Below are 20975 nucleotides of genomic sequence, written 5' to 3' on the forward strand. Positions count from 1 at the left end.
ACGTGACAGTCCTGTGACAACGGTCCGGCGTGCGTCATCATGACGGGGTGACCTCGGTGCTGGTAATCGACGACGACGATCGCATCCGCGCGTCCCTGCTGCTGGCACTGGAGGACGAGGGGTACGCGCCGCGCGGCGCGGCCACCGCGGAGGACGGCCTGCGCGAGCAGTTCCGGATCCCGGCGGACGTCGTCCTCATCGACCTGATGCTGCCCGGCCTGGACGGCTTCGACGCGATCCGCGAGCTGCGCCGCCGCGACGGCGTGCCCATCGTGGTGATCAGCGCCCGCGCCGACACCCACGACATCGTCGCCGCGCTGGAGGCCGGCGCCGACGACTACCTGGTCAAGCCGGTCCAGGTCAAGGAGCTGAGCGCCCGGCTGCGGGCGCTGCGCCGGCGCACCGCCCGGGTGGCCGGCACCGGCGGCGTCGAGATCGTCTGCGGGGCGATCACGATCAAGCCGGCCGCGGGCGAGGTCACCCGGGATGGACTGGCCGTACCGGTGACGCGGACGGAGTTCCGGCTGCTCTGCGAGCTGGCCGAGCACGCCGGCATGGTGCTGTCCCGGCAGCAGTTGCTGGAGCGGGTGTGGCAGTACACCCACGGCGACGAGCGGCTGGTCGACGTCCACGTCGGCCGGCTCCGGCAGAAGATCGAGGACGACCCGTCGGACCCGCGGCTGCTGGTCACGGTCCGCGGCCTCGGGTACAAGATGCAGCGATGAGCCGGCTCAGCCTGCGCACCCGGATCGTCGCGATGTTCGGCGTGGGCGCGCTGGCGAGCTGCGCCACGATGGCCGCGCTGTCGTACGAGCTGACCCGGCGCACCCAGCTCGCCGCCCGGGAGCGGGTGGCGGTCCGGGCCGCGCAGGTCGACGCCCGGGTGGTGGTGGCCCGGCTGTCCACCGAGGACCCGGACCTGGTCGAGGTGCTGCGCTGGCTGGACACCGGCGGCAGCCGGCGGGTGCTGCTGCGCCGGGACGGCCGCTGGTACTCGCGCAGCGCCGACACCGGCCTGACGTCCGCCGTGCCGCGGCCGCTGCAACGCCGGGTCGCCGACGGTACGGCGAGCGTCCAGCGGGTGCGGCTGACCGCCGCGCCCGGCCTGGTCGTCGGGGTACCGCTGCCCAACGGCGACCAGCTCTACGTGGTCGAGTCGCTGCGCGAGCTGGACCGTACGCTGCGCGGCCTGTCCTGGATCATCGCGCTGGTGGCCGCCGGCACCACCGTGGCCGGCGCCGGCGTCGGCGCGTACGCCGCGCGGCGGGTGACCCGGCCACTGGCCCGGGTGACCGCGGCGGCCCGGGAGATCGCGGCCGGCGAGCCGACCGCCCGGCTGGACCCGGCCACCGAGCCGGACGTGGAGGAGCTGGCCACGGCGTTCAACGACATGGTCGGCCAGCTCGCCCGCCGGATGGAGCTGGACCGCCGGTTCGCCGCCGACGTCAGCCACGAGCTGCGCTCGCCGTTGCAGACGCTGGTCGCCGCCGTGGACGTGCTGAACCGCCGCCGGGACGCGCTGGACGAGCGCAGCCGCCGCGCCCTGGACCTCGTGGTGGCCGAGTCGGACCGGTTCCGCCGGCTGGTCACCGACCTGCTGGACCTGTCCCGCGGCGACACCGCGCCGCGGTGCGCGCCGACCGACGTGGTGGCGCTGGCCCGGCACGCCTGCGGCCACGCCGCCGTCGACCCCGGCCTGGTGGCCGCTGACACCGGCGGCGACGACCGGTGGGAGGTCGACCCGCGGCGGTTCGAGCGGGTGCTGGTCAACCTGCTGGAGAACGCCGTCCGGCACGGCGGCGGCCCGGTCGCGATCACCGTGCGCAGCGCCGCCGACGCGCGGACGATCGAGATCGACGACGCCGGGCCCGGCGTGCGGCCGGGGGACCGGGGCCGGGTGTTCGACCGGTTCGTGCGCGGCCGGGCGGCGTCCGCGCGCGGCGACACCGACGGTACGGGGCTGGGCCTGGCCCTGGTCGCGGCGCACGTGGCGGCGCACGGCGGCCGGGCGGACGTGGTGGACCGGCCCGGCGGCGGCGCCCGCTTCCGGGTGATCCTGCCGCGCCGGCCCGCCGACGCCGCCGCGCCGACCGGGGCGGCGCCGTGAGCCGGGCCGCGGCGTTGCTGGCCGGGGCGTTGGCCGGGGTGCTGCTGGCCGGCGGGTGCGGGGTGCCGCCCGAGAGCGAGCCGCGCCCGATCCGGCCGCCGCTCGCGCTGCCCGCGCCGGCCGCCGCCACGCCGAGCGCGGGCGCGGACGCGGCCCTGCTGTACCTGGTCCGGGACGGGATGCTGGTGGCCGTGGACCGGCGGGTGCCGCCCACGGCGGCGCCGCGCGCGCTGCTCGCCGGCCTGGTCGCCGGGCCCACCGACGCTGAGAGCACGGCCGGGCTGTCCAGCCCGCTGGCCGGCACCGACCTGATCGGGGACGTCAGGCTGCAGAACGGCCGGGCCACCGTGGAGGTGCGGGTCCGGGCGGCGGTGGAGGGCAATCCGGGCGACGAGACGCTGGCGTACGCGCAGATCGTCTGCACGCTGACCGCCCGCCCGGACGTGCGCGGGGTGGTGTTCGTCAGCGCCGGCCGCCCGATCGCCGTGCCGCTGGCCGACGCGTCGCTGTCCCAGGGGCCGCTGACCAGGGCGGACTACGCCCCGCTACTGGCCCGCTGAAGCCACTCCCCGCCCCCGCGCCCCGGGGGAGGGCGCGGGGGCGCCCGGCACCGCCGGGCGTCGGACCGGTCGCTGTCCGGCGCGGGCTCGCCCACCCGCCGGGGTGACCGTCGGTGGGACGGCGGCGGGGCCGCTGTTTCGGCGAGGGCGGTACCGGGCGCGGCGGGGGAGCGGTCGCGGGCGCGGCTGCGCGCCGCCGGCATGGGGACCTGCCGGTCCCCGGCCGCTGCACCCGGCCGGGGCGATGACTGCACTGATCGCTGGGCGCGCGCCGCATCGGGCCCACGTGACCGCTGCCCCCGTCCGCGAGGAGTGGAGCCCGCAGAACGTATGCCGCCCCGGACGACCGGCGCAAGAATTCTCGGCGATCGATAAGGCACAGCTAAGGAACCGGTCCGCGGGCCCGGTTCGGCGGCGGTCTTACGGCCGGTACACGTCCCGGATCATCGCCAGCGCCCAGCGCATCCGGGGTACCGCCGTCTCCGGGTGCTCGCCGAACTCGCGGGCCATCAGCGCCGCGCAGCCGCGCTCGCCGTGCCGGGCGAGCGTGTGCTCGACCGCGTCCCGGACGGCGTCGGCCGCCGGGTGCTCCGACCGCTGGACGGGTGAGGCGAACAGCGCCTCGACCCGGGTCTCCTCGATGGTGATCGTCATGGTCGTCATCGCCGAACCCCCGATCGACGTTCCCGGTCGCGCCCGCCGGCGGGGAGAGCCGGCGCGCCCCCGGCCCCGCCGCCGGGGTCAGGCCCCGGTCGCGCGGTCCTCGGGAACAGGTGCGCCGGGGGACGCGACTGATACCCCCGGTCTACCACCGGGGTGCGACAATCCCGGGCCCGGCGGCCGGCGCGGCGGTGTCCGGTCGGCGGCCGCCCAGCGCAGCGGCCCCGGGTGCACCGGCCACGACCAGCGGCCCCACCGGCCCCGCCCGGCCCGCAGGTGGGCGGCGTACGCCCCGGCGGCGGCGACCGCCGCGTCCGCGGCGGCGGTGTCCGGGGCGGCGGGATCGGGGGCCGCGGGGGCGAACGCGGCGGCGTTCACCGCCGCGGCGAGCGCGTCCAGCGGCGGCGCCCCCTCCGCCCGGGCGGCGTCGGCGACGGCGGTGGCGGTCAGGTGGGCCGGCAGCGGGCGCCCGGCCAGCCGGCGGGCGTCCCGGACCGCGTGCCACGCCCCGGCGATCCGCCGCGCCGGCTCCGGAGCGGTGCGCCGCCGCCGGTCCAGCCGCCGGCGGGCGAGCGCCAGCGCGGCCACCGGGCCGGCCAGCAGCAGGACCGCGGCGGCCGCGACCAGCGGCAGCACGGTGCCCGCCCGCCGGCCGGGCGCCGCGGCGGGCGGGCCGACGGCCGCCGGCGTCGCGGTCGGCCCCGGCGTCGGCTCGTCCGGTACGACCGGCGGCGGCGTCGACGGGTCCGGCCGGGGCCGGGCGTCCGGCTCGATCGGCTGCGGCTGCTGGTCGGCGCGCGGCAGCGGGTCGAACGCGACCCAGCCCAGGTCCCGGAACAGCACCTCGGGCCAGGCCAGCGCGTCGCCGGCCCGGACCGCCCCGCCGCCGGCGCCGACCCGGAACCCGACGACGATCCGGGTGGGCAGGCCGAGCAGCCGGCCCAGCACCGCGTACGCGGCGGCGAACTGCTCGGACGTCCCCCGCTGCCCGCCGGCGCCCGGCGCGCCGAACAGGAAGAACCGCAGGTTCGGGTACGCGTGCCCGCTCGGCGCGTCGGCGACCAGCCGGTAGTGCGCGCGCAGGTACTCCTCCAACGCGGCCGCCCGGTCGTACGCGCCGACCGCCTCCCCGGCCAGCCGCTCGGCCAGCCCCGCCAGCGCGGCGGGCGGCTCCGGCCCGGTGTCCAGCAGCCGGGCGACGCCGGCGCCGCTGGGCACCTCGGCGTCGACCAGCAGGTTCGCCGGCTCCTCGGCGGCGGTGGAGTCGACGGCGTACCGCAGGCCGGGCCGCAGCGGCTCGCGGCCGAGCAGCGTCCCGCCGTCCGGGTCGTACGCCACCCGCACCCCGGCGACCCGCCGCGCCCGGTCGGCGGCGGGCAGCAGCCGCCCGGACAGCCCGGCCACCGTCACCTCCTGCCGCACCGGCCGGCGCGCCCCCGGCGCGGGAGCGCCCGCGGGCAGGGCCCGGCCGGCGCTGCGGTAGGTGGCGCCGACCCGCCAGGTCACCCCGTCGTACGCCGACAGCACGGCCAGCCGTAGCCGCGCCCCGACCGGGTTCCCGGCGAGCCGCACGTCGAACAGCTTCTGCCGCGGCTGCAACGCCCACCCGGACAGCCGGACCAGCGGGTTCTCGTCCAGGGTGTCGAGCTGCGGCGGGATCAGGTGGGCCCGCGGGTCGGCCGGGCGCCCGGTGAGGACGGGCGCCAGCGCGGCCGCCCCGGCGAGCGCGACGACGCCGGTGACGGCCACCGCGGCGCCGGCCGCGCCGAGCCGCCGCAGCCCCGCCCACCCCGACTCGCCGGCGGCCGCACCCGCTGTGTCGACGGCGGCCGCACCCGCACCGGCCGCGGCGGGCCCGCCGGCCGCGGCCCCCGGTGCGGCGTCGGCCGGGCGGCGCGGGCCCGGGACCGTGACCAGGCCCGCCGCGGCGACCACCAGGAACGCCACGGTCGCCCCCGCGGCCGGGCCGGCGTTGGGCCCCACGAGGTACAGCGCACCCACGAACAGCGCCGCCGGCGCCGCGTACGCCAGCAGCATCCGCCCGGTCCGCAGCGCCACCTCGACGGCGACCATCGTGGCCAGCCACGCCGCCGCGAGCGGGACCACGACGGTGTCCGGCTGCGGCTCGACCGGGATCATCGCCCCGAGCAGCCGCGGCAGCCCGTTGGCCAGCGCGTCGGCGGCGACCGGCGGCAGCGGCCCCGGCAGCCCGGCCCGGTGCGCGGTTAGCGCGACCGCCCCGCCGAGGTACCCGGCCAGCGCCACCACGGACAGCGGCGCGACGAGCGTGCCCCGCCCGCGCGCCAGCAGCAGGCTGATCGCCGCGGCGCCGCCGGCCGCGCCGGCCACGAGCCGGGTGAGGACGGTCCCGTCGAAGATCCGGTCGGCGACGACCCCGGCGACCACGACGAGCAGCACGGGTACGAGCACCCGCCGCACCACCCCGCCGACCCCGCCGAGGACCACCCCGCCGTGCGCCGCCGGCGGGTCCGGGGGGCTCACCAGCGCACCGCCGACCACTGCGCGGCGAAGTCCGCCCCGTCCCTGGCCACCAGCACGCCCGGCGGCCCGGCCGCGCCGTCCGCCGCGCACACCACGCACGCCACCGCCGCGTACCGCCCGCGCAGCGCCGTCACCTCCGCCAGCTCGCCGCGCGCCGCGCCGCCGGTGACCAGCACCAGCGTGTCCCCGTACCGCAGCGCCCGGGCCCGCCGCGCCGCGTCGGTCAGCGGCCCCGCCGCGGTGGGCGCCGCCTCGGTGAGCAGGTCCAGGTACGGCCCCGCGCCCGCCGGCCGCCGGGGCCCGCTGTCCACGCCCGCCCCGCCGACCAGCGCCAGCGTGATCGGCAGCCCGGCGGCGCAGGCGGCGGCGACGATCGACGCGACCGCCTCGCAGGCCGTCTCGAAGTCCGCCGGGTCGCCGTACGCGGCCGCCCGGTCGTCCAGCAGCAGCACCGGGTGCGGCACGCTCGTGTCGACGTGCTCGCGGACCAGCAGCTCGCCGGCCCGGGCGCTGGCCCGCCAGTGCACCCGGCGCAGGTCGTCGCCGACGACGTACCCGCGCAGCGCGTCGAACGTGATGGTCCCCGCGGGCACCCGGTCGAACCGCCCGTCCGGGCTGCGGGTCACCCCCGGCGGCCCGCCGGCCAGCGGGTGCCGCCGCGGGTACACCCGCACCCGCCCGGTCCCGCCGTGCTCCCGGTCGGCCCGGACCAGGTCGAACGGGTCCCGCCGGCGCACCCGCAGCGGCCCGACGGGGACGACGCCGCGCCGGTCGGTCGGCACCGGGTACCGCACCGCGGTCCGGCCGCCCGGCCGCAGGTTGCGCACCGGCACCTCGGCCCGGCCGGCGCCGCACCGGTCGGTGGCGACGAGGTTCGCGCCGCGCCACCGGCTCGGGTTCGCCACGTGCAGCGTCACCGCGCACGGGTCCCCGCGGTCCACCCGGTCCGGTTCGATCTCCCGGCGGACCGCCAGCGCCGGCCGGATTCGGCAGCTCACCAGCCCGTACAGCAGCAGCGCCGCCGCCACCGCCCCGACCAGCACCAGCTCGGGGTACCGCAGCCCGAGCCCCGCCCCGGCCGCCGCGGCGGCCGCGCCGGCGAGCCCGTACCCGCGGCCGGTCAGCCGCACGCCGGCTACGCCGCCGCCGGCACGGGCACCGGCACGGACTCGATCGCCTCGGCCAGTACGGCGGCGGCGGTGATCCCGCGCAGCTCCGCCTCCGGGCTGAGGATCAGCCGGTGGGTGAACACCGCCGGCATGAGGTCGCGCAGGTCCTCGGGGATGACGTACCGCCGCCCGGCCAGCAGCGCGTACGCCGACGCGGCCCGGGTCAGCGCGATCACCCCGCGCGGGCTCACCCCGAGCCGCACCCGCGGGTGCGTGCGGGTGGCGGCGGCGACCCGGACCGCGTACGTGTACAGCGGGTCCGCGATGTACGTGGTCCGGGCCAGCGCGATCACCTCGGCCACCGCGGCGGTGTCGGTGACCGGGGCGAGGTCGTCGGGGGAGCGGGCGGCGGCGCCGCGCAGCACCTCCACCTCGACGTCCTCGTCCGGGTAGCCGACCGCGAGCCGCATGAGGAACCGGTCTAGCTGCGCCTCGGGCAGCCGGTACGTGCCGTCCATCTCGATCGGGTTCTGGGTGGCCACGACGAGGAACGGCCGCGGCACGGGGTGCCGGGTGCCGTCGACGGTGACGTGCCGCTCCTCCATGACCTCCAGCAGCGCCGACTGGGTCTTCGGCGACGCCCGGTTGATCTCGTCGGCGATGACGATGTTGCCGAACACCGGCCCCGGGTGGAACTCGAACGCCCCCGTCCCCTGGTGGAACACCGTGACGCCGGTGACGTCGGCGGGCAGCAGGTCCGGGGTGAACTGGATCCGCCGCCAGGCGCCGCGCACGGTCGCCGCGAGCGCCCGGGCGAGCGTGGTCTTGCCGACGCCGGGTACGTCCTCCAGCAGCAGGTGGCCCTCGGCGAGCAGCGCGGTCACGGCGAGCCGGACGACCGCCGGCTTGCCGAGCACGACGCGGGACACCTCGGCGGCAATGCGGTTGCCGATGGCGGCGACGGCCTCCGCGGGGTCGGTGTCCGGGGCTGGGTTGTGCACGGTGGTACCCCTGTTTCAGCAGTTCGGGAGATCGTTGATCTTGTCGCCGTTGGCGAGGTTCAGCCAGATGAACGGGATGTAGCGCTGCTTGCCGCCGAAGGTGATCTGTACCCACATGTCGCTGCGCTTCTTGTTGTTGTACGTGGTGGCGTCCAGGACCGCGCCGCTGCTCTGGTCGCCGTCGCTGCCCTTGCGCTTGCAGAACGCCTTGTACGTCTGCCCCGCCCGGGCCGTCCCGACCGCCTCGGCTTCCTGCTGCCGGACGCCGGAGTAGACGCCGATGCCGCGGCCGCAGTACCCGCGGTCGGGCCCGTTGTCGTCGGTGCAGGACACCCGGCCGTCCAGCCGCCGGGTGGTGCCGCTGCCCTTGTCGCTGGCCTCGCCGGCCGCGTTGACGGCGTACGCCGTGTACGCGTACCCGGTGTCCGGCGTCAGGTTCTTGATCGTGTCGCCGGTGCAGCGGAACCGGGACCGCTTGCCACCGTTGACGCTGATCTCGCAGCGGGCGGCGTCGGTGGCCCGCAGCGCCACGGTCATCGTGCTGTACGTCGTCGTCGTCCGCACGGCGGTCATCGCCGGCTTCGGCACGGTCCGGGCGCGGGCGGCGGCCGGCGCGCCCGGACCCGCGGCGTTGCGGGCGCGGACCTGGACGGTCACCGACTCGCCGGCGCCGAACCCGCCGATGTCGACGGTCCCGGCCCGCTCCGCCTCGGACGTGCGGCCGTTGGCGACCAGCAGGTACCGGTCGACGGGCCGCCCGTTCTCCGGGGCCGGCTGCCAGCTCACCCGGACCGTACCCGCCTTGTCGGTGGCGGTGACCGCCTTCAGGCCGACCGGCTTGCCGGGCGCGGTGAACGGCGTCACCGACTCGCTGACCGGCGACGGGACCGACCCGGCCCCACGGTCGTTGACGGCGACGACGGTGAACGCGTACGCCCGCCCGTACTCCAGCTCGCGCACCACGAGCGCGGTGCCCTTGCTGGTGCCGGCGGCGGTCGACTCGCCCTCGCTGGTGGCGGTGACCTGGTACCGGATGATCCGCCGCCCCAGCCCGTTGGCCCGCGGCCAGCTCACGTGGACGGTCCCGTCCGGCTTCGGCACGGCGGTGACGGCGGTCGGCGCGGCCGGCACGTCCGCGGTCGGGACGACCGGGTTGCTGCGCGTCGGCGGCCCGGCGCCCTTGGCGTTGACGGCGTGCACGCTGAACCGGTATGTCCGCCCGTTGGTCAGCCCCGGCACCGTGACCTGCCGCTGCCGGGCACCGACGGTGAACGTCCGGTCGGCGCCGGTGACGACGTACCTCGTGATCGGCGAGCCGTGCTCCGGCGCGCCGCGCCAGGAGATCCGCGCCTGCGCCTTCCCGGCCGTGGCGAACACCCCGAACGGCGCGCCCGGCGGGCCGACCCGCGGCCGCGGCGGCGGGGGCGGCGCCGGCGGCGGGTCGCCGCCGAGGACCCCGTCGGCGTACTTGTCCACCGCCCGGACCCCGTGCCGGTCGTCGACCACCCGCGCCGCGGACGAGCCGGGCGCGTTGATGAACAGCCGGTTCTCCCGCACCTCCAGCTCGAGCGCGCCGCCGCCGCCCGGCAGCCGGATGCTGTCCGCCGACCGCCCCGCGCCGTCGATCACCCGGACGCTGCCGGCGCCGTCGGCGCAGTAGAACCGCCCCGACCAGGCCACGGCCGGCTGCTCCAGCACGCCGGCGCCGGGCACGTCGAGGGCGCGCACGTCCCCGCCGGTACCGACGACGAGCACCTGCCGCCGGTCCGGCAGCGTCACCGGCACCTCGCCGCCGACCACCCGCCCCGGCAGCAGCCCGCCGCCGGCGCCGGGCAGCTCCGCGGTGTGCGTCCGGTCGCCGCGCATCGTGGTCAGCCGCGCCGCGGTCCGGTCGAGGACGGCGACCCCGTCGTCGAGCGCCGCCACGGCCAGGTCGTGCTGCGGCTCGGCGACGGCCGCCGTCCGGACCCGCACCGGCCCCGCCGCCCCGCCGGCCGGGTCGCCGGCGGTGACCGCGGCCACCGTGCCCTCGGTCGGCACCCCGACCCACAGCCGCCCGTCCCCGTCGAACACCCCGCCGGTGATCCCCGGCGGGAACCGCACCGGCTCGCCCACGCCCTGCAGCGTCCGCGGGTCGAGCTGCCGGACCAGCCCCTGCACGGTGTCGACGACGAACGCCGCGTCGTCGCGCAGCGCCACGGTCACGCCGAGCCCGGCGGTGGTCGGGGTGGTCGCGGTCGCCCGCAGCGTGGCCAGGTCCAGCGCGCTGACCAGCCCGGTACTGCGGTCGCGCAGCAGCAGCAGCCGATCGGTCTGGGTCACCTGCATCGCGTGCCCGGCGCCGCCGCGGACGTCCAGCCGGGTGTCGATCCGCCCGGTCAGCCCGTTCACCCGGGCGACCTCGCCCTTCATCGTGCTCCACAGCCAGGAGCTGACGTCGTAGTTGGCCACCGCGTTGTCCGCGGCGCTCAGCCCGAGCAGCGTGAGGCTCATCGCGGCGACGGTCCCGGCGGCGGTCACCCCGGTGACGACCCCCGACCGGCTGCGCGGCCGCAGCCGCCGCAGGGCGCGCCCGACGGCGCGCAGGGCGGCGCGCTCGATGGCCACCTCGCCTCCCCGGGAATGCGTCCGGGCGCGCCCCGCGGGGCGGTCCGGGCCGGACGGTCACTGCCGACCGCCCCGCCGCTCGCCGACCCGGACCCCGCGTGCGGGCCACGATCGTCGATGGGCGGGCGGTCCTGGCCATCATAGGGAAAATCCCCGTACGCATCGACCCCCCGAACACTGTCGATCCCGGACTGTCGGTACCGGACGGATCACTCCCGGTCGGTGCACACCGGCGGCGCCACCCCGAACTCGCTCGTGGAGTAGACGGCGGACACCTGGAAGCAGTAGGCCACGCCGGGCCGGAACCCGGCCGCGGTGTACCGCGCCGGCGACCCGGCCGGCAACTGCGCGAGCAGCCGCAACTCCCCGCCGGCCTGCCCGCCGGTGACGACGTACGTCGCCCGCCCACCGGACGGGTCAGCCCAGGTCAGCACGACGGCGCCCGGCTCGCGGGCCACCCGTACGTCGGTCGGGGGCGCACCGGTGAGCCGGACGGGCGCGGCCGTGGGCGACGGAGCAGGGCGGGCGGTCGGGCGGAGGAGGGCGACGGTGGCGACGCCGGCGGCGCACAGGGCCAGGGCGGCGGCGACGGCGGCGACGATCCAGCCGGCGCCGGCGCGGGCGCGGCGGGGGGTGGCGGGGGTGCCGGCGGGTGGTTCGGTCAGGTCCGGCAGCGGGTCGACGGGCGCGGTGGGTACGGCCTGCCACGCCGGCTCCGGCCTCGACTCCGGCCCCGGCTTGGGCTTCGGCTCCGGCGGCCGGGCGGGGTGAGGGTCGTTGGCCGGTCCGGTCGGGTGTCGGGCGGGTTGGGCCGGAGTCGGTGCTGTTCCTGCTGCGGGGGCAGTGGGGGGTGCCGGGAGCCATGGCGGAGTGCTGCCGGTGGGTGGGGCGGCGGGCTTGGGGGGCGTGGGGCGGTGGGGCGCGGGCTGGTCCGGGGCGATGCGGGTGGTTCGGTTCGGTACCTCCGCCGAGGTGTGGGGATCCGGCTCCGGGGCGGGGTGATCCGGGGTATCGGGGGTCGCCCAGGCGGCTGTCGAGGGGGCGGGTTCCGACGGCAGCCCCGCTGCACTCCCGACCTCGGCCGGTGGAGTCGTGGGTCGGAGCGGGACGGGCTCGTGCACTGCTTCCCCGTGCGCCGGCTCGCGTTCCGGAGCCGACCAAGAGGTCCCGTACGTATCGGGGGCCGTGAGAGGTACGCGATGTCTTGCTGCCCGCGCTGGCGCGGATGGGGCGGCGTCGAGGGAGGGGAGGGGCCATTCGGGAGGAGCGCCGGTCGGTGTGGTGGTCGGCGGTGCGGCCGACGTGAGGGTTGAGGGGATGCCGCTCGGGGCGGGTTCCTCAGCACCTTCGGGAGCGAGGGGACGGTCGCGCGGTGCGGCAGCCGGGAGGGCCCGATCGTTTCCTCGCTGTGCGGGCGGCTCCGCCGGCGTCGGCGCGGCAAGCGGGGGGACCGGGTGGGGCGGCCGCGACGCGCCCGCGGTCGGGGAAGGCGGCACCGCGTGCGGGACGGCAGCGTCCAGGTATGCCGCTGCCGTGGTCACCGCCGGGTGGCTCGGCCCGAGTGCCGCCGGTCCGTGGCGGAGTACCGTACTGTGCTGTTTACGTGCTTCGTGCCGGTTTCCCAGCTCCTCCGCAACGTCGGCCAGGTCGGCCGTCAGCAGCAGGACCAGGGCGTCGGCCTCCCCGCGCACCCGAACCGCCTCGGCGAGCTGCTCCTCCAGCACCCGCCGGGCGGCCACCGGCTCGTCCGCCGCCCGGTACATCCCCACCAGCTCGCGGGCACAGTCCAGCACGTCCGGGTGGCCCGGCCCCCAGTCGTCACCGGCGGCGGCGGTCGCGGCGGCCAGCAGCTCGGTCGCCCCGGCCACGTCCCCCTGCCCGTACAGCTCACGCGCCCGATCGCGGGCAGCGGCCAGGGTTGCGGCATCGACACGGTACGGCTCGGACACGCCGCCATGCTGCCGCCGAACCGGGCCCGGCGCCACCCCGGTATGTCGCGCCTCCCCGCCCGCGGGTGGGGTGTAGTGTGATCCCCCGTGCGGCGGTCGTAGACTGTCGGAGCAGGTCCGGGTGGCGGAATGGCAGACGCGCTAGCTTGAGGTGCTAGTGCCCGTATAGGGCGTGGGGGTTCAAGTCCCCCCTCGGACACTCACACGTGGCATCTGTGCCCTATCAAATCCCCTCAAATCGGCTACTTGAACACGGCCGCTCGGGGTGGGCCCTCCGGGCTGATGCCGGCGGTCGCTGACGTGGGGTGGTCACAGTGACCACCAGCCTCGCCGCCGTCCCCATGATCGTGCCGACCGGCGCCCGATCACGGCGCCCGGTGACCTGCCGACGACCGGCTCGCGCTCATTGCCGCGGGTCCCCGGCTGACGCTGGCTGTCCGTCTGCCGTTTTACTTGCTCCTCGTCGTCGGTGCTGTGATGGCGACCGTCCTGCTGCTGTTTCGGCCGGGAGTGTCACAGCTCCAGCAGGTCCCGTTGAGGGGTGTAGTCCTCGCCGTGACATACGCGTTCCGTTGCCATGTGGACCGCCGATCGTGGGCGTCACTGGGGGTAGGTGGCCCGAGCGTTGGGTGCTGCCGGGAGATGTTCGCCCGGCTTCGGCATCGACGCGCTTGCGGTAGCTGCCGTGCTCGGCGCTCAGTTGGCGCTCGGTGCTGACGTGACGGGCGTAGGAGCGGTTGACGGCCTTCTGCCGTCGGGACAGACGCCGCGGTTGGTGCGGCGTTTGAACGGGCTCCGGATGGTGCCGCCGGCTCCTTGGTAGCCTTCTCCACCAGGACTTTGACGTTGTCGCTGGTCAGGGCCTGGAGGCTCCGCCGCGGCGACAGGCCGTCTCCAGGTGGAGACGCAGGAGGAGGGTGTCGAGATCGGGGTCGTCCCCGGTGGTGCGGACGACGGCGTTGATCTGGGCAAGCTGGCTGTCCAGGAGGGCTCGTCGGGAGTTGGTATGACGGCGAGGTTTGGGCACGCGAATGGCGGGGTTGTCCCGCACGGGGATGAGGCCGTCAGCATTGGCGTGCCGGTTCGGTTCAGTCGAGAAGTCTTCGCTAATGTTTTGGCAAACTTGATCGCAGCGGCGCTCATATATCTTGATGGCGTCAATTATCATATTTGTTGTCGCGTCTATGACGGACCTATTTGTTCCAGGTGTCGGATTCCCACTTGGAACGCTCGGTCTCTACAAAAAAGGCATTCTTAGTGGCGCTCGGGACCACAGTAGTCCTCGGTGAATTTACTTCACTTAATGCGTCGCGTGCACGAAAGTTGAAAGTCGCAGAATCGAAGAGGTTGGCTAGGCTCAATCATCCACTCCGGCGGAAAGCTGCGCGCTCCCACTTCAATGCTTCGCGCCGTCGGGCCGCTAAGCACAGAGCCCACGTTGGAGCTGGATTGATGGGAGTTCCGTGAGGTTCCCGCTTGTTGTGACCGCCACTGAGCAGGGCGGCGTGCCCCCGTACGCGCCAGCCCCTACCTAGTTCGTCTCCGCTACAGGTCCGTCTTGATCTTCTTGCTGGCACTTCACCGTACTGGGCGAGCACACCGCCAGGTAGCTCCCGACGAAAACCCGCCGTGTGTCGCCCTCATAGCTGAACGTCACATGCATACCACGCATCACCCCACGGCCATTGCCGGTGATCTCGTATCCGACCAAAACCTGCACCACTGGCGACGATGAATCGGTCTTGGCAGGATCAGGAGCGGGTACCTGGAAGGCCCCCGGATCGGCGAGCGTTTGCCAGGCTCCGCGTGGTGTTTCGTCCTTTCTTCTGACCGAAGGCCAGCCAGGATTCGTCTGAAACACGGCACCCTGTGCTTCGGGTGGGATGTGGCGAACTTTCACACCGAGCATTCTCAGGGTGGATCCAACAATCACCGGCTCTACCTTCTTGATGGTGAGTGGACCCTTGCGAACCTTCAAAACGGTCAGACCGTTTGTGAACGTGAATCCAGCATCCTTCGAAATCTTGAAACCATAGCCACCACTGTTGTCTAGTGCATCATCGGGTTCGGTACGGTCTTGTTTACCGAAGAGTCCGCACGCTGTCACGGCGCCCAAAGTCAAAATCAACAAGACTCCGAGAGCGCAAGTTTTCTTGATCACTTTTCCCTAACGCGGTCTTCGATCACTGGGTATTCCTTGACGCCACACAGCGTCGTGGGCTTGATAGCTGTATAAGTCTTCTTGTGGATCTTTGTGTTGATCTGCGACGAGTCCAGAGCGCCGAATAGGCTGACACTCAGCGAACCGGTGTGCGAAGTCTCCCGCGACACCCAAAGCTCATTCTCCAGGGGCACACTCTTGGCGCATCCGAACCTTGCTGAGGACTTGCCCTTCTTGTTACCACCGGTGAACATGTAAGGCTTGACCTCGGTGTAGAAAGCGAGGTCCCAGCCCTCGGAGCGGTAGTGGCAGTACACGCGATACTCGCGGAACTCGTACTGAACCTGCGCTTCGAGCTTCTTCTTGGCGTCGATGGAGAAGTTGACGCCGGACGAGGTCTTCGCCGCCTTCTCCCTACTCGCCTTGAACTTCGCGTCCCGGTAGGCGGCGTCTACACCCACCGACACCCGTGTCTCCTTGGTGTTGGACCACTCGAACTTGGCCTTGGACTTGCCCTTGGTCCACAAAGTCTGGATGTTGACCATCGACTTGACGCCGCCGCCCATTTGCTTCCACTTGTACTGCTGGGTGTACTCGCGCTTCGGCCACGACATCACACAGGCCGTGTGTGGGTTGTCGCCGGGGCGGAGAGCCACGGGCAGGGCCTTGGCGGGGTGAGCCGGTACCTTTACGCTCAGCACCTCGGGGCGCTCCTCCGCCGCGCTGCGGGCTCGGCCAGCGGTCACCGTGTGCTCATCCTTGTACGTGGTGCGCGGTCGCTGCCCCTCATCCTTGGGGAAGATCAGCTCAAACCGGTGGGAGATGGCATGGTTCGTTCCCGACCCGCTCACCCACAGCCGGTTGGCGCCGTTTTCGTCGGCGTACTGGCTGGTGTCCTTGAGCGCGGGGATGGGGGCAGCGAAGCGGCCATCACCGTCGGTCGTAGCCGAGGCCAGTTCGAAGCCGATCGCGTCCTTGCCCTGCTCCGCCGCGATTTGCATCTCCGGGCTCGGGTCCAGCGCGAACGCCAATGGTACGCCAGGCACGGGGGCGCCGCCCTCATCGACCAGGACGCCGCTGAGGACGAACCCCGCCGACGTATGAGCTGGATCGTCATCGGTCGTCAACTTGGACGGCATCGACTGCTGGACCAGCACTCGGCCACCACCATGGGCGGCGCCACTGCCAGATGCTGGCGCGGCCGACGCCGTGAGTCCTAGACCCAGTACAGATATGCAGCCGAGCTGAACCCCGCGCACGCTTCTCACCGTGTTCCTACCTCTCCTGAGCTGCTGACATACTTGCGGGATGCTAGGCAGCGAATGAAGGAGGGAAAAGCAAGTGTCAGCTACCCGACAGTAGCACTACTCTACGTAATGTTGATCGTCCAATTCGGATCAGCCGGAGGTGGCCCGACCCTTGGGGGCTGAGAGCTTTGCCTTGACTCGGGGCAACCCTCGTGGCAACCGGTGACAACGGCGAACAGGTGGCCGTGGCCTCCCTGGGGGAAGTGCCCGCCGCGGACCTGCAGCGTTCGGTCGACATCCCCGTCGCGCAGCAACAATGGACCCTGCGAACAACCGCCTCGTCGACGCGCATGCCAGGGGGCGGGCGGTCCCTGGCGGTCGGGGCGATCGTGGCCGGGTCCGCTATCGCCGCGCTGCTGGCGCTCCTGGCGTTCATGCTGCTCACCGCCCGGGCACGAGCGCTGAAACGGGTCGCCGACGCCACCGCCGAACTTCAAACACACGAGCGCGCGGCCCGAGAGCAAGCCAATCTGCTCGCTGTCATCATGGACAGCCTCAGCGAGGCCGTGGTCGTGGTCGACCGCACCGGGAAGCTGCTGCACTACAACAGCGCCGCAGCATCACTGACCACCACCGGTGCCGGGAGCGGGGACACCCCGTGGCTCGCCGACCAGCCGGCCCGCCGTCCCGACGGCTCACTGTTCGCGCCGGACGATCTGCCCTGGACGCTCGCCGCCCGCGACGGCACGGCAGTGGACGGAGAGGAGATGACCATCGGACCGAGCGGCGCGGCCAGCGGGCCGGTGCTGAGTGTGAGCGCCCGCCCACTGCACGGGAGGTCCGCCCGCCGCGGCGCCGTCGTCGTTCTGCGGGACATCACCGCACGCAAGCAGTACGAAGCGCAGATCGCCCTGGCCACCGCACTCCTGGAACAGGAGTTGGAACAGCGCAAGCGGACAGAAGCCAAACTGCTGGAGCAGACCGATGAGCTGAACGCCTTCGCCGGCGTGGTCGCACACGACCTGCAGGCGCCGCTGGCGTCAGTGGCCGGCTACGCCGAACTGCTCCTGGAGGACATTTCTTCCTCCCCGGATGGGACCGAACCGCGCGACGGACGCTCCAGCGCCAGATCGATCCTCAACGGCGTGGACCGCATGCAGCGGCTCATCCACGACCTACTCAGCTACGCGACCGCCAGGGACGCCCCACTGCACCCCGAAACCGTGAACCTCCGAGCCATGGTCGAGGACGTGATCAGCGAACGAACCGCCCACCTGCACGCCGGGGCGATCACGGAGGCAGCCCACAGCGTGCCCACCATCAGCGCCCACGAGAATCTCGACGACGTACGAGCCGATCGGGCCATGCTGCGCCAACTCCTCGACAACCTCGTGGGCAACGCCCTGAAATACACCGCACCCGACCGTCCCGCCCACGTGGAGATCACGACCCCATCCACAACGGAAGATCTTGTCGAGGTGGTGATCGCTGATCGCGGTATCGGCATTCCGGCCGACCAGCGCGCGAGGGTTTTCGACTCCTTTCACCGTGCCCACAGAAGCGGTCGATACCGCGGCACAGGCCTGGGCCTGGCGATCTGCCAACGCATCATCCAGAAGCATGGCGGCCGTATCTTCGTCGACGAGAACCCCGGCGGCGGCAGCCGCTTCCATTTCACGCTGCCGGCCGCCGCTCCACCACGTCCTGGACGAGCCAGGTGATGACACCACCGACAAGGACGAAGCCCATCAGCGTGACCAGGAGGCCCACGCCACTCGGTCGGCGTCTCGGTGCCGGCGGCGCGGCCGGTGGCGCCCGTCGGCGCCGCGCGGGATTGCGGCGTGGCGCGGTCGAGTTACCGGGGCAGATCGTGGGGCGTGGGCGCAGGCGGCGGCGCGAAGGGGAAGCGCGCTGGCACCGTCCACCGTTCGGTGAACGCGACCAGCCACGCCTCCCGCGCCGTCACCGTCAGCGGCAACTCGGGCGCGTCCAGGCGCGCCGCACCCATGGCGAGGGTCAGGTGCGGCGGCACCTCGCCGAACCGGCCGCCGTACGGCACGACGTCGGGCCAGCGCTCGCGGACCCGGCCGACCAGGCGCGCCAGCCCCGGTGAGTCGACCGGCGCGTAGCCGAGGTCGCCGCGGACCTCCGGCGCCCCCAGCGTCAGCTCGAAGGCCGGCGTGCCGGTAACCAGCCGCTGGACGGCCACGACGGTCGCGTCGTCCAGCGGGACGAACGGGTACAGCAGCGAGACGTGTGCCGGGATCTCCCGCACCAGGGCCGGGAACTGCCTGCGCAGCCGGTCGAGCAGCGGATCCGCCTCGGGTACCGGAATGACCAGGCCGGTCTTCACAGCACCGCGATGCTGGCCGGCGCGCGCTCGGCGCGGGTCAGCGCCCGCAGCACCGCGGTCGGGCCGTGCTCGTGCACGGCGAGCCGGGTCAGCACGGTGAACACCGGCGCGAGTGCCGCCTCCGGCAGGTCCGGCGCCTGCCGCCCGACGCTGACGGCCAGGTCGTCGAGGTGTACCGCGATCTCCACCAGCCGGGTGACCAGGAAGTCGTCCAGGGTCAGCGTCCACGGGCCCCTGGTGTGGTGCACCAGCCGGTCCGCCGGCTCGGCGGGAAGCCGCTCCCGCAGCGCGGCCAACTGCCCGCGGCACTGCTTGACCAGGGCCTGCGCGCCCGCGCCCGCCGCGGCCTCGCCGTCGTCGCGGAGCATCCGGTTCGCGTCGTTGTCGATGTTCCCGCCCCGCCACGTCGCCCGGGTGTAGTGCTCCACCAGCGAGATCGGCGCCACGTCCCGCAGCGGCGCGTCGAGGGTGAGCGGCACCCGGCCGATCGCACTGCCCAGATGCGCCGCGACGCCCCCGACGGTCATCTTCGCCAGCCGGCTCGGCGCGTTCCACGCGGCCTCGATCGCCGGGTCGTCGAGGAAGTCGGTGAGGATGGCCGCGGCGGCGAGGTACGCGTCTCGAATCACGCTTCCAGGTTAGGGTGCCCGGCACCGGCGCGGCGAGGGCCGCGATGCCGCCCCCAACGACGGCGTACCCCGAGGAACCCTGCGCGCGGCCGGACGACTACGGCGGCTCGTGGTGTCGGTCAACGCTGAGCCGCACAGGTGCGCCCGCCTGTCCTGGAACCCATTGGCCGGCTCCCCGCGGCCGGGACCAGCCCCGACCCGCGAGGTGACATGGCAGGGTCCCGGTCGCGGGCGGCGGAGCCGGTCAGTCGCGGATCTGGATCCCGAGCGCGCCGGCGAGGGCGTGGGAGAGGGCGATCAGGTCGTGGCTGCCGGCGCGGCGGCCGGTCAGGTCCAGGCCGTCGAAGTCGACCCGGTCGAAGGACACCTCATGATCCGGGTCGTGCTCCGGGAGCACCGCAGGGGCGTAGGACAGGGGGATGCTGGGCTGGAGCGGCGGCTGCCAACGCGTGGCGCCGCGCCGCGGGGAACGCGCGACCATCTGCGCACCGTAGCCGCGCGGCCCGACAAGTCCGGCCTGTCGAATACGGCGCGGGTCACCCTGGCCAGCCACCACCTGTACCCGCACGCCCGGTGCGGAGGCTGCCTCAGTGACTTTCATGGGGTCTCCTCGATCGAGTCGAGTCCGGCCGAGGAGACCCTTCCCAAGAAATTGAATTACTTCAACGCACATCAATCCTTACCCAAAGGCGGAGGTACGTACGAAATATGACCGGGGTGCAGGTATTGCTGCCACGGGATGGGGTGCTCAGGCGGACTGGATCGGCACCGTGTGCGCCGCCGGCATCGGCGCGCGGCCGATCGCCGGGCGCCGCGGGCCGAAGCGGCGGGTCCGGTCCATCGCTCGGCGGTAGACCGCCTCGTACCGGTGGGCCATGAGGTCGGCGCCGAAGGCGGCCCGCACTCGGGCGACGCAGGCCGCGGGGTCCAGTTCGGCTGTGCGGTGCAGGGCCGCGGGTAGGTCGTCGGCCGTGTCGCAGATCCAGCCGGTGACGCCGTCGACCACCACCTCGGGGACCGAGCCGCGGCGCAGCGCGACGACCGGCCGCCCGGAGGCCATCGCCTCGATCATCACCATGCCGAACGGCTCCTCCCAGCGGATCGGCAGGATCAGGCAGCGCGACCGCGCGAGCAGCCGGAGGCTGGTCTCGCGATCGGCGTCCAGCACCACCTCGACGTCGTCGCCCAGCATCGGCCGGATGACGGAGTCGAAGTACCGCCGCTCGCCGGGCTCGCTGCACTTGCCCGCCAGGACCAGCGGTACCCCGGCCCGGCGGCACGCCTCGATCGCCAGGTCGGCGCCCTTGTCCGGCGACATGCGGGCGAGCCACAGGGCCGGCCCGTCGGTGGCCGGGCTCGGCGTGAACGCGGCCGGGTCGACCGCGTTGTGCACGGTCGCCAGCCAGTCCAGGTCCGGCCGCGACTGCCGCTGGGACCGGGAGATCGCGACGGGCCGGACGCGCTCGCCGAGGGCGGCGAGGAAGTCGCCCAGTTCGCCGACCGGCGAACCGTGGACCGTCACGACCGTCGGGCTCGCGTACTGGTACGCGGTCAGCGGCCCGACCGGGGAGTGGTCGTGCACCACGTCGAAGGCGCCGCGGCGCAGCACCTCGCCCACCCGGGCGGCGTACAGGGCGGCGGGCATGGCCTCGCCCAGCCGGGGGTGCTGCGGCTCGCCCAGCAGGCTCACGAACGTGCCCGCGGTGCCGCACCTGCTCCCGGCGCCGAGGACGACGACGTCGTGCCCGCGCGCGCTGAGCCGGTCGATCAGTACGGCACACATGGCCTCGATGCCGCCGTAGCCGGCGGGCGGCAGCTCGTACCACGGCGGCGCCACCATGGCGATGCGCAGCGGGCGGGACGGCGGGCGATCGATGGGTTGGACGATGGCCATCAACTGCTCCTCGGTGCGGGCGCGGACCCGGCGTCGCCGGGCGGCGGTTGTCGAATGGGACCGACCACGGGTCCCCAGCTTCGGCACCCGCGGCGGGGCGCGCGTCATCCGCCACGGGCGATCGGCCGCCCCGCGGGGCCGAGGCGGGTGAACCATCCGCCGCGGATGGCGCCCGGCGCCGCCGGCGTCGGATCCA

18 protein-coding genes and 1 tRNA gene are annotated in these 20975 nt (G+C 74.2%); 7 read left to right on the plus strand and 12 right to left on the minus strand.

Going from position 1 to position 20975, the window contains the following annotated elements; translation table 11 throughout:
* Positions 1-47: 47 nt before the first annotated feature.
* The 3 genes from IEY94_RS04515 to IEY94_RS04525 are packed head-to-tail and all read left to right on the plus strand — an operon-like array spanning position 48 to position 2667.
* Positions 48-725 carry a response regulator transcription factor gene (locus IEY94_RS04515; protein WP_189168693.1) on the plus strand — a complete coding sequence of 226 codons (678 nt, stop codon included), beginning with the start codon at positions 48-50 and terminating at the stop codon, positions 723-725.
* Complete coding sequence (locus IEY94_RS04520) at positions 722-2107, plus strand: sensor histidine kinase (RefSeq protein WP_189168694.1); 1386 nt, start codon at positions 722-724, stop codon at positions 2105-2107. Before IEY94_RS04515 ends, IEY94_RS04520 begins: the two co-directional genes overlap by 4 nt.
* Positions 2104-2667 carry a GerMN domain-containing protein gene (locus IEY94_RS04525; protein ID WP_189168695.1) on the plus strand — a complete coding sequence of 188 codons (564 nt, stop codon included), beginning with the start codon at positions 2104-2106 and terminating at the stop codon, positions 2665-2667. The genes IEY94_RS04520 and IEY94_RS04525 overlap by 4 nt, the downstream gene beginning before the upstream one ends.
* A 420-nt stretch (positions 2668-3087) precedes the next feature.
* Here the strand turns inward: IEY94_RS04525 and IEY94_RS04530 are convergent, their stop codons facing one another.
* The 6 genes from IEY94_RS04530 to IEY94_RS04555 form a co-directional block, all read right to left on the minus strand.
* On the minus strand, positions 3088-3330 hold the full coding sequence (locus IEY94_RS04530; protein ID WP_229783292.1) for a hypothetical protein: 243 nt from the start codon (positions 3328-3330) through the stop codon (positions 3088-3090).
* Between the two features lie 78 nt (positions 3331-3408).
* Positions 3409-5829 carry a transglutaminase domain-containing protein gene (locus IEY94_RS04535; protein WP_229783293.1) on the minus strand — a complete coding sequence of 807 codons (2421 nt, stop codon included), beginning with the start codon at positions 5827-5829 and terminating at the stop codon, positions 3409-3411.
* Entirely contained in the window at positions 5826-6959 is a 1134-nt protein-coding gene (locus IEY94_RS04540; protein ID WP_189168696.1) for a DUF58 domain-containing protein, read from the minus strand. The genes IEY94_RS04535 and IEY94_RS04540 overlap by 4 nt, the downstream gene beginning before the upstream one ends.
* Positions 6960-6964: 5 nt before the next feature.
* Entirely contained in the window at positions 6965-7891 is a 927-nt protein-coding gene (locus tag IEY94_RS04545; protein ID WP_373291210.1) for an AAA family ATPase, read from the minus strand.
* 63 nt (positions 7892-7954) lie between these two features.
* Entirely contained in the window at positions 7955-10546 is a 2592-nt protein-coding gene (locus tag IEY94_RS04550; RefSeq protein WP_229783294.1) for a fibronectin type III domain-containing protein, read from the minus strand.
* A 209-nt stretch (positions 10547-10755) separates the two neighbouring features.
* Positions 10756-11004, minus strand: coding sequence for a fibronectin type III domain-containing protein (locus IEY94_RS04555; protein WP_189168698.1), 249 nt, complete (start codon positions 11002-11004; stop codon positions 10756-10758).
* A 91-nt stretch (positions 11005-11095) separates the two neighbouring features.
* Between IEY94_RS04555 and IEY94_RS04560 the strand changes: the two genes are divergently transcribed.
* From IEY94_RS04560 to IEY94_RS04570, 3 genes are all read left to right on the plus strand, one after another.
* Positions 11096-11317, plus strand: coding sequence for a hypothetical protein (locus tag IEY94_RS04560; protein WP_189168699.1), 222 nt, complete (start codon positions 11096-11098; stop codon positions 11315-11317).
* Positions 11318-12138: 821 nt separating this feature from the next.
* Positions 12139-12576, plus strand: coding sequence for a hypothetical protein (locus IEY94_RS04565; protein WP_189168700.1), 438 nt, complete (start codon positions 12139-12141; stop codon positions 12574-12576).
* A 34-nt stretch (positions 12577-12610) separates the two neighbouring features.
* Positions 12611-12694 (plus strand) — tRNA-Leu (locus IEY94_RS04570).
* Between the two features lie 1332 nt (positions 12695-14026).
* Here IEY94_RS04570 and IEY94_RS04575 read toward each other — a convergent pair.
* Complete coding sequence (locus tag IEY94_RS04575; protein WP_189168701.1) at positions 14027-14656, minus strand: hypothetical protein; 630 nt, start codon at positions 14654-14656, stop codon at positions 14027-14029.
* A complete protein-coding gene (locus IEY94_RS04580) occupies positions 14653-15813 on the minus strand; it encodes a hypothetical protein (protein ID WP_189168702.1) in 1161 nt (386 codons plus the stop codon). The genes IEY94_RS04575 and IEY94_RS04580 overlap by 4 nt, the downstream gene beginning before the upstream one ends.
* A 302-nt stretch (positions 15814-16115) precedes the next feature.
* On the opposite strand from IEY94_RS04580, the gene IEY94_RS04585 reads away from it, so the two are divergent.
* The gene (locus IEY94_RS04585) at positions 16116-17624 is read left to right on the plus strand and encodes a sensor histidine kinase (protein ID WP_189168703.1); all 1509 of its coding nucleotides are present in this window, start codon (positions 16116-16118) and stop codon (positions 17622-17624) included.
* Between the two features lie 134 nt (positions 17625-17758).
* Here IEY94_RS04585 and IEY94_RS04590 read toward each other — a convergent pair whose 3' ends face one another.
* The 4 genes from IEY94_RS04590 to IEY94_RS04605 form a co-directional block, all read right to left on the minus strand.
* Positions 17759-18256, minus strand: coding sequence for a 2'-5' RNA ligase family protein (locus IEY94_RS04590; RefSeq protein ID WP_189168704.1), 498 nt, complete (start codon positions 18254-18256; stop codon positions 17759-17761).
* Positions 18253-18885 (minus strand): maleylpyruvate isomerase N-terminal domain-containing protein, encoded by a 633-nt coding sequence (locus IEY94_RS04595; RefSeq protein ID WP_229783295.1) that lies wholly within the window; start codon positions 18883-18885, stop codon positions 18253-18255. The genes IEY94_RS04590 and IEY94_RS04595 overlap by 4 nt, the downstream gene beginning before the upstream one ends.
* A 244-nt stretch (positions 18886-19129) precedes the next feature.
* Positions 19130-19366, minus strand: coding sequence for a hypothetical protein (locus IEY94_RS04600; protein WP_189168705.1), 237 nt, complete (start codon positions 19364-19366; stop codon positions 19130-19132).
* Between the two features lie 267 nt (positions 19367-19633).
* Positions 19634-20779 (minus strand): glycosyltransferase family 4 protein, encoded by a 1146-nt coding sequence (locus tag IEY94_RS04605; protein WP_189168706.1) that lies wholly within the window; start codon positions 20777-20779, stop codon positions 19634-19636.
* Between the last annotated feature and the right edge of the window lie 196 nt (positions 20780-20975).

Source organism: Pilimelia anulata, from assembly GCF_014647895.1.
GTDB classification, from domain to species: Bacteria; Actinomycetota; Actinomycetes; order Mycobacteriales; family Micromonosporaceae; genus Pilimelia; species Pilimelia anulata.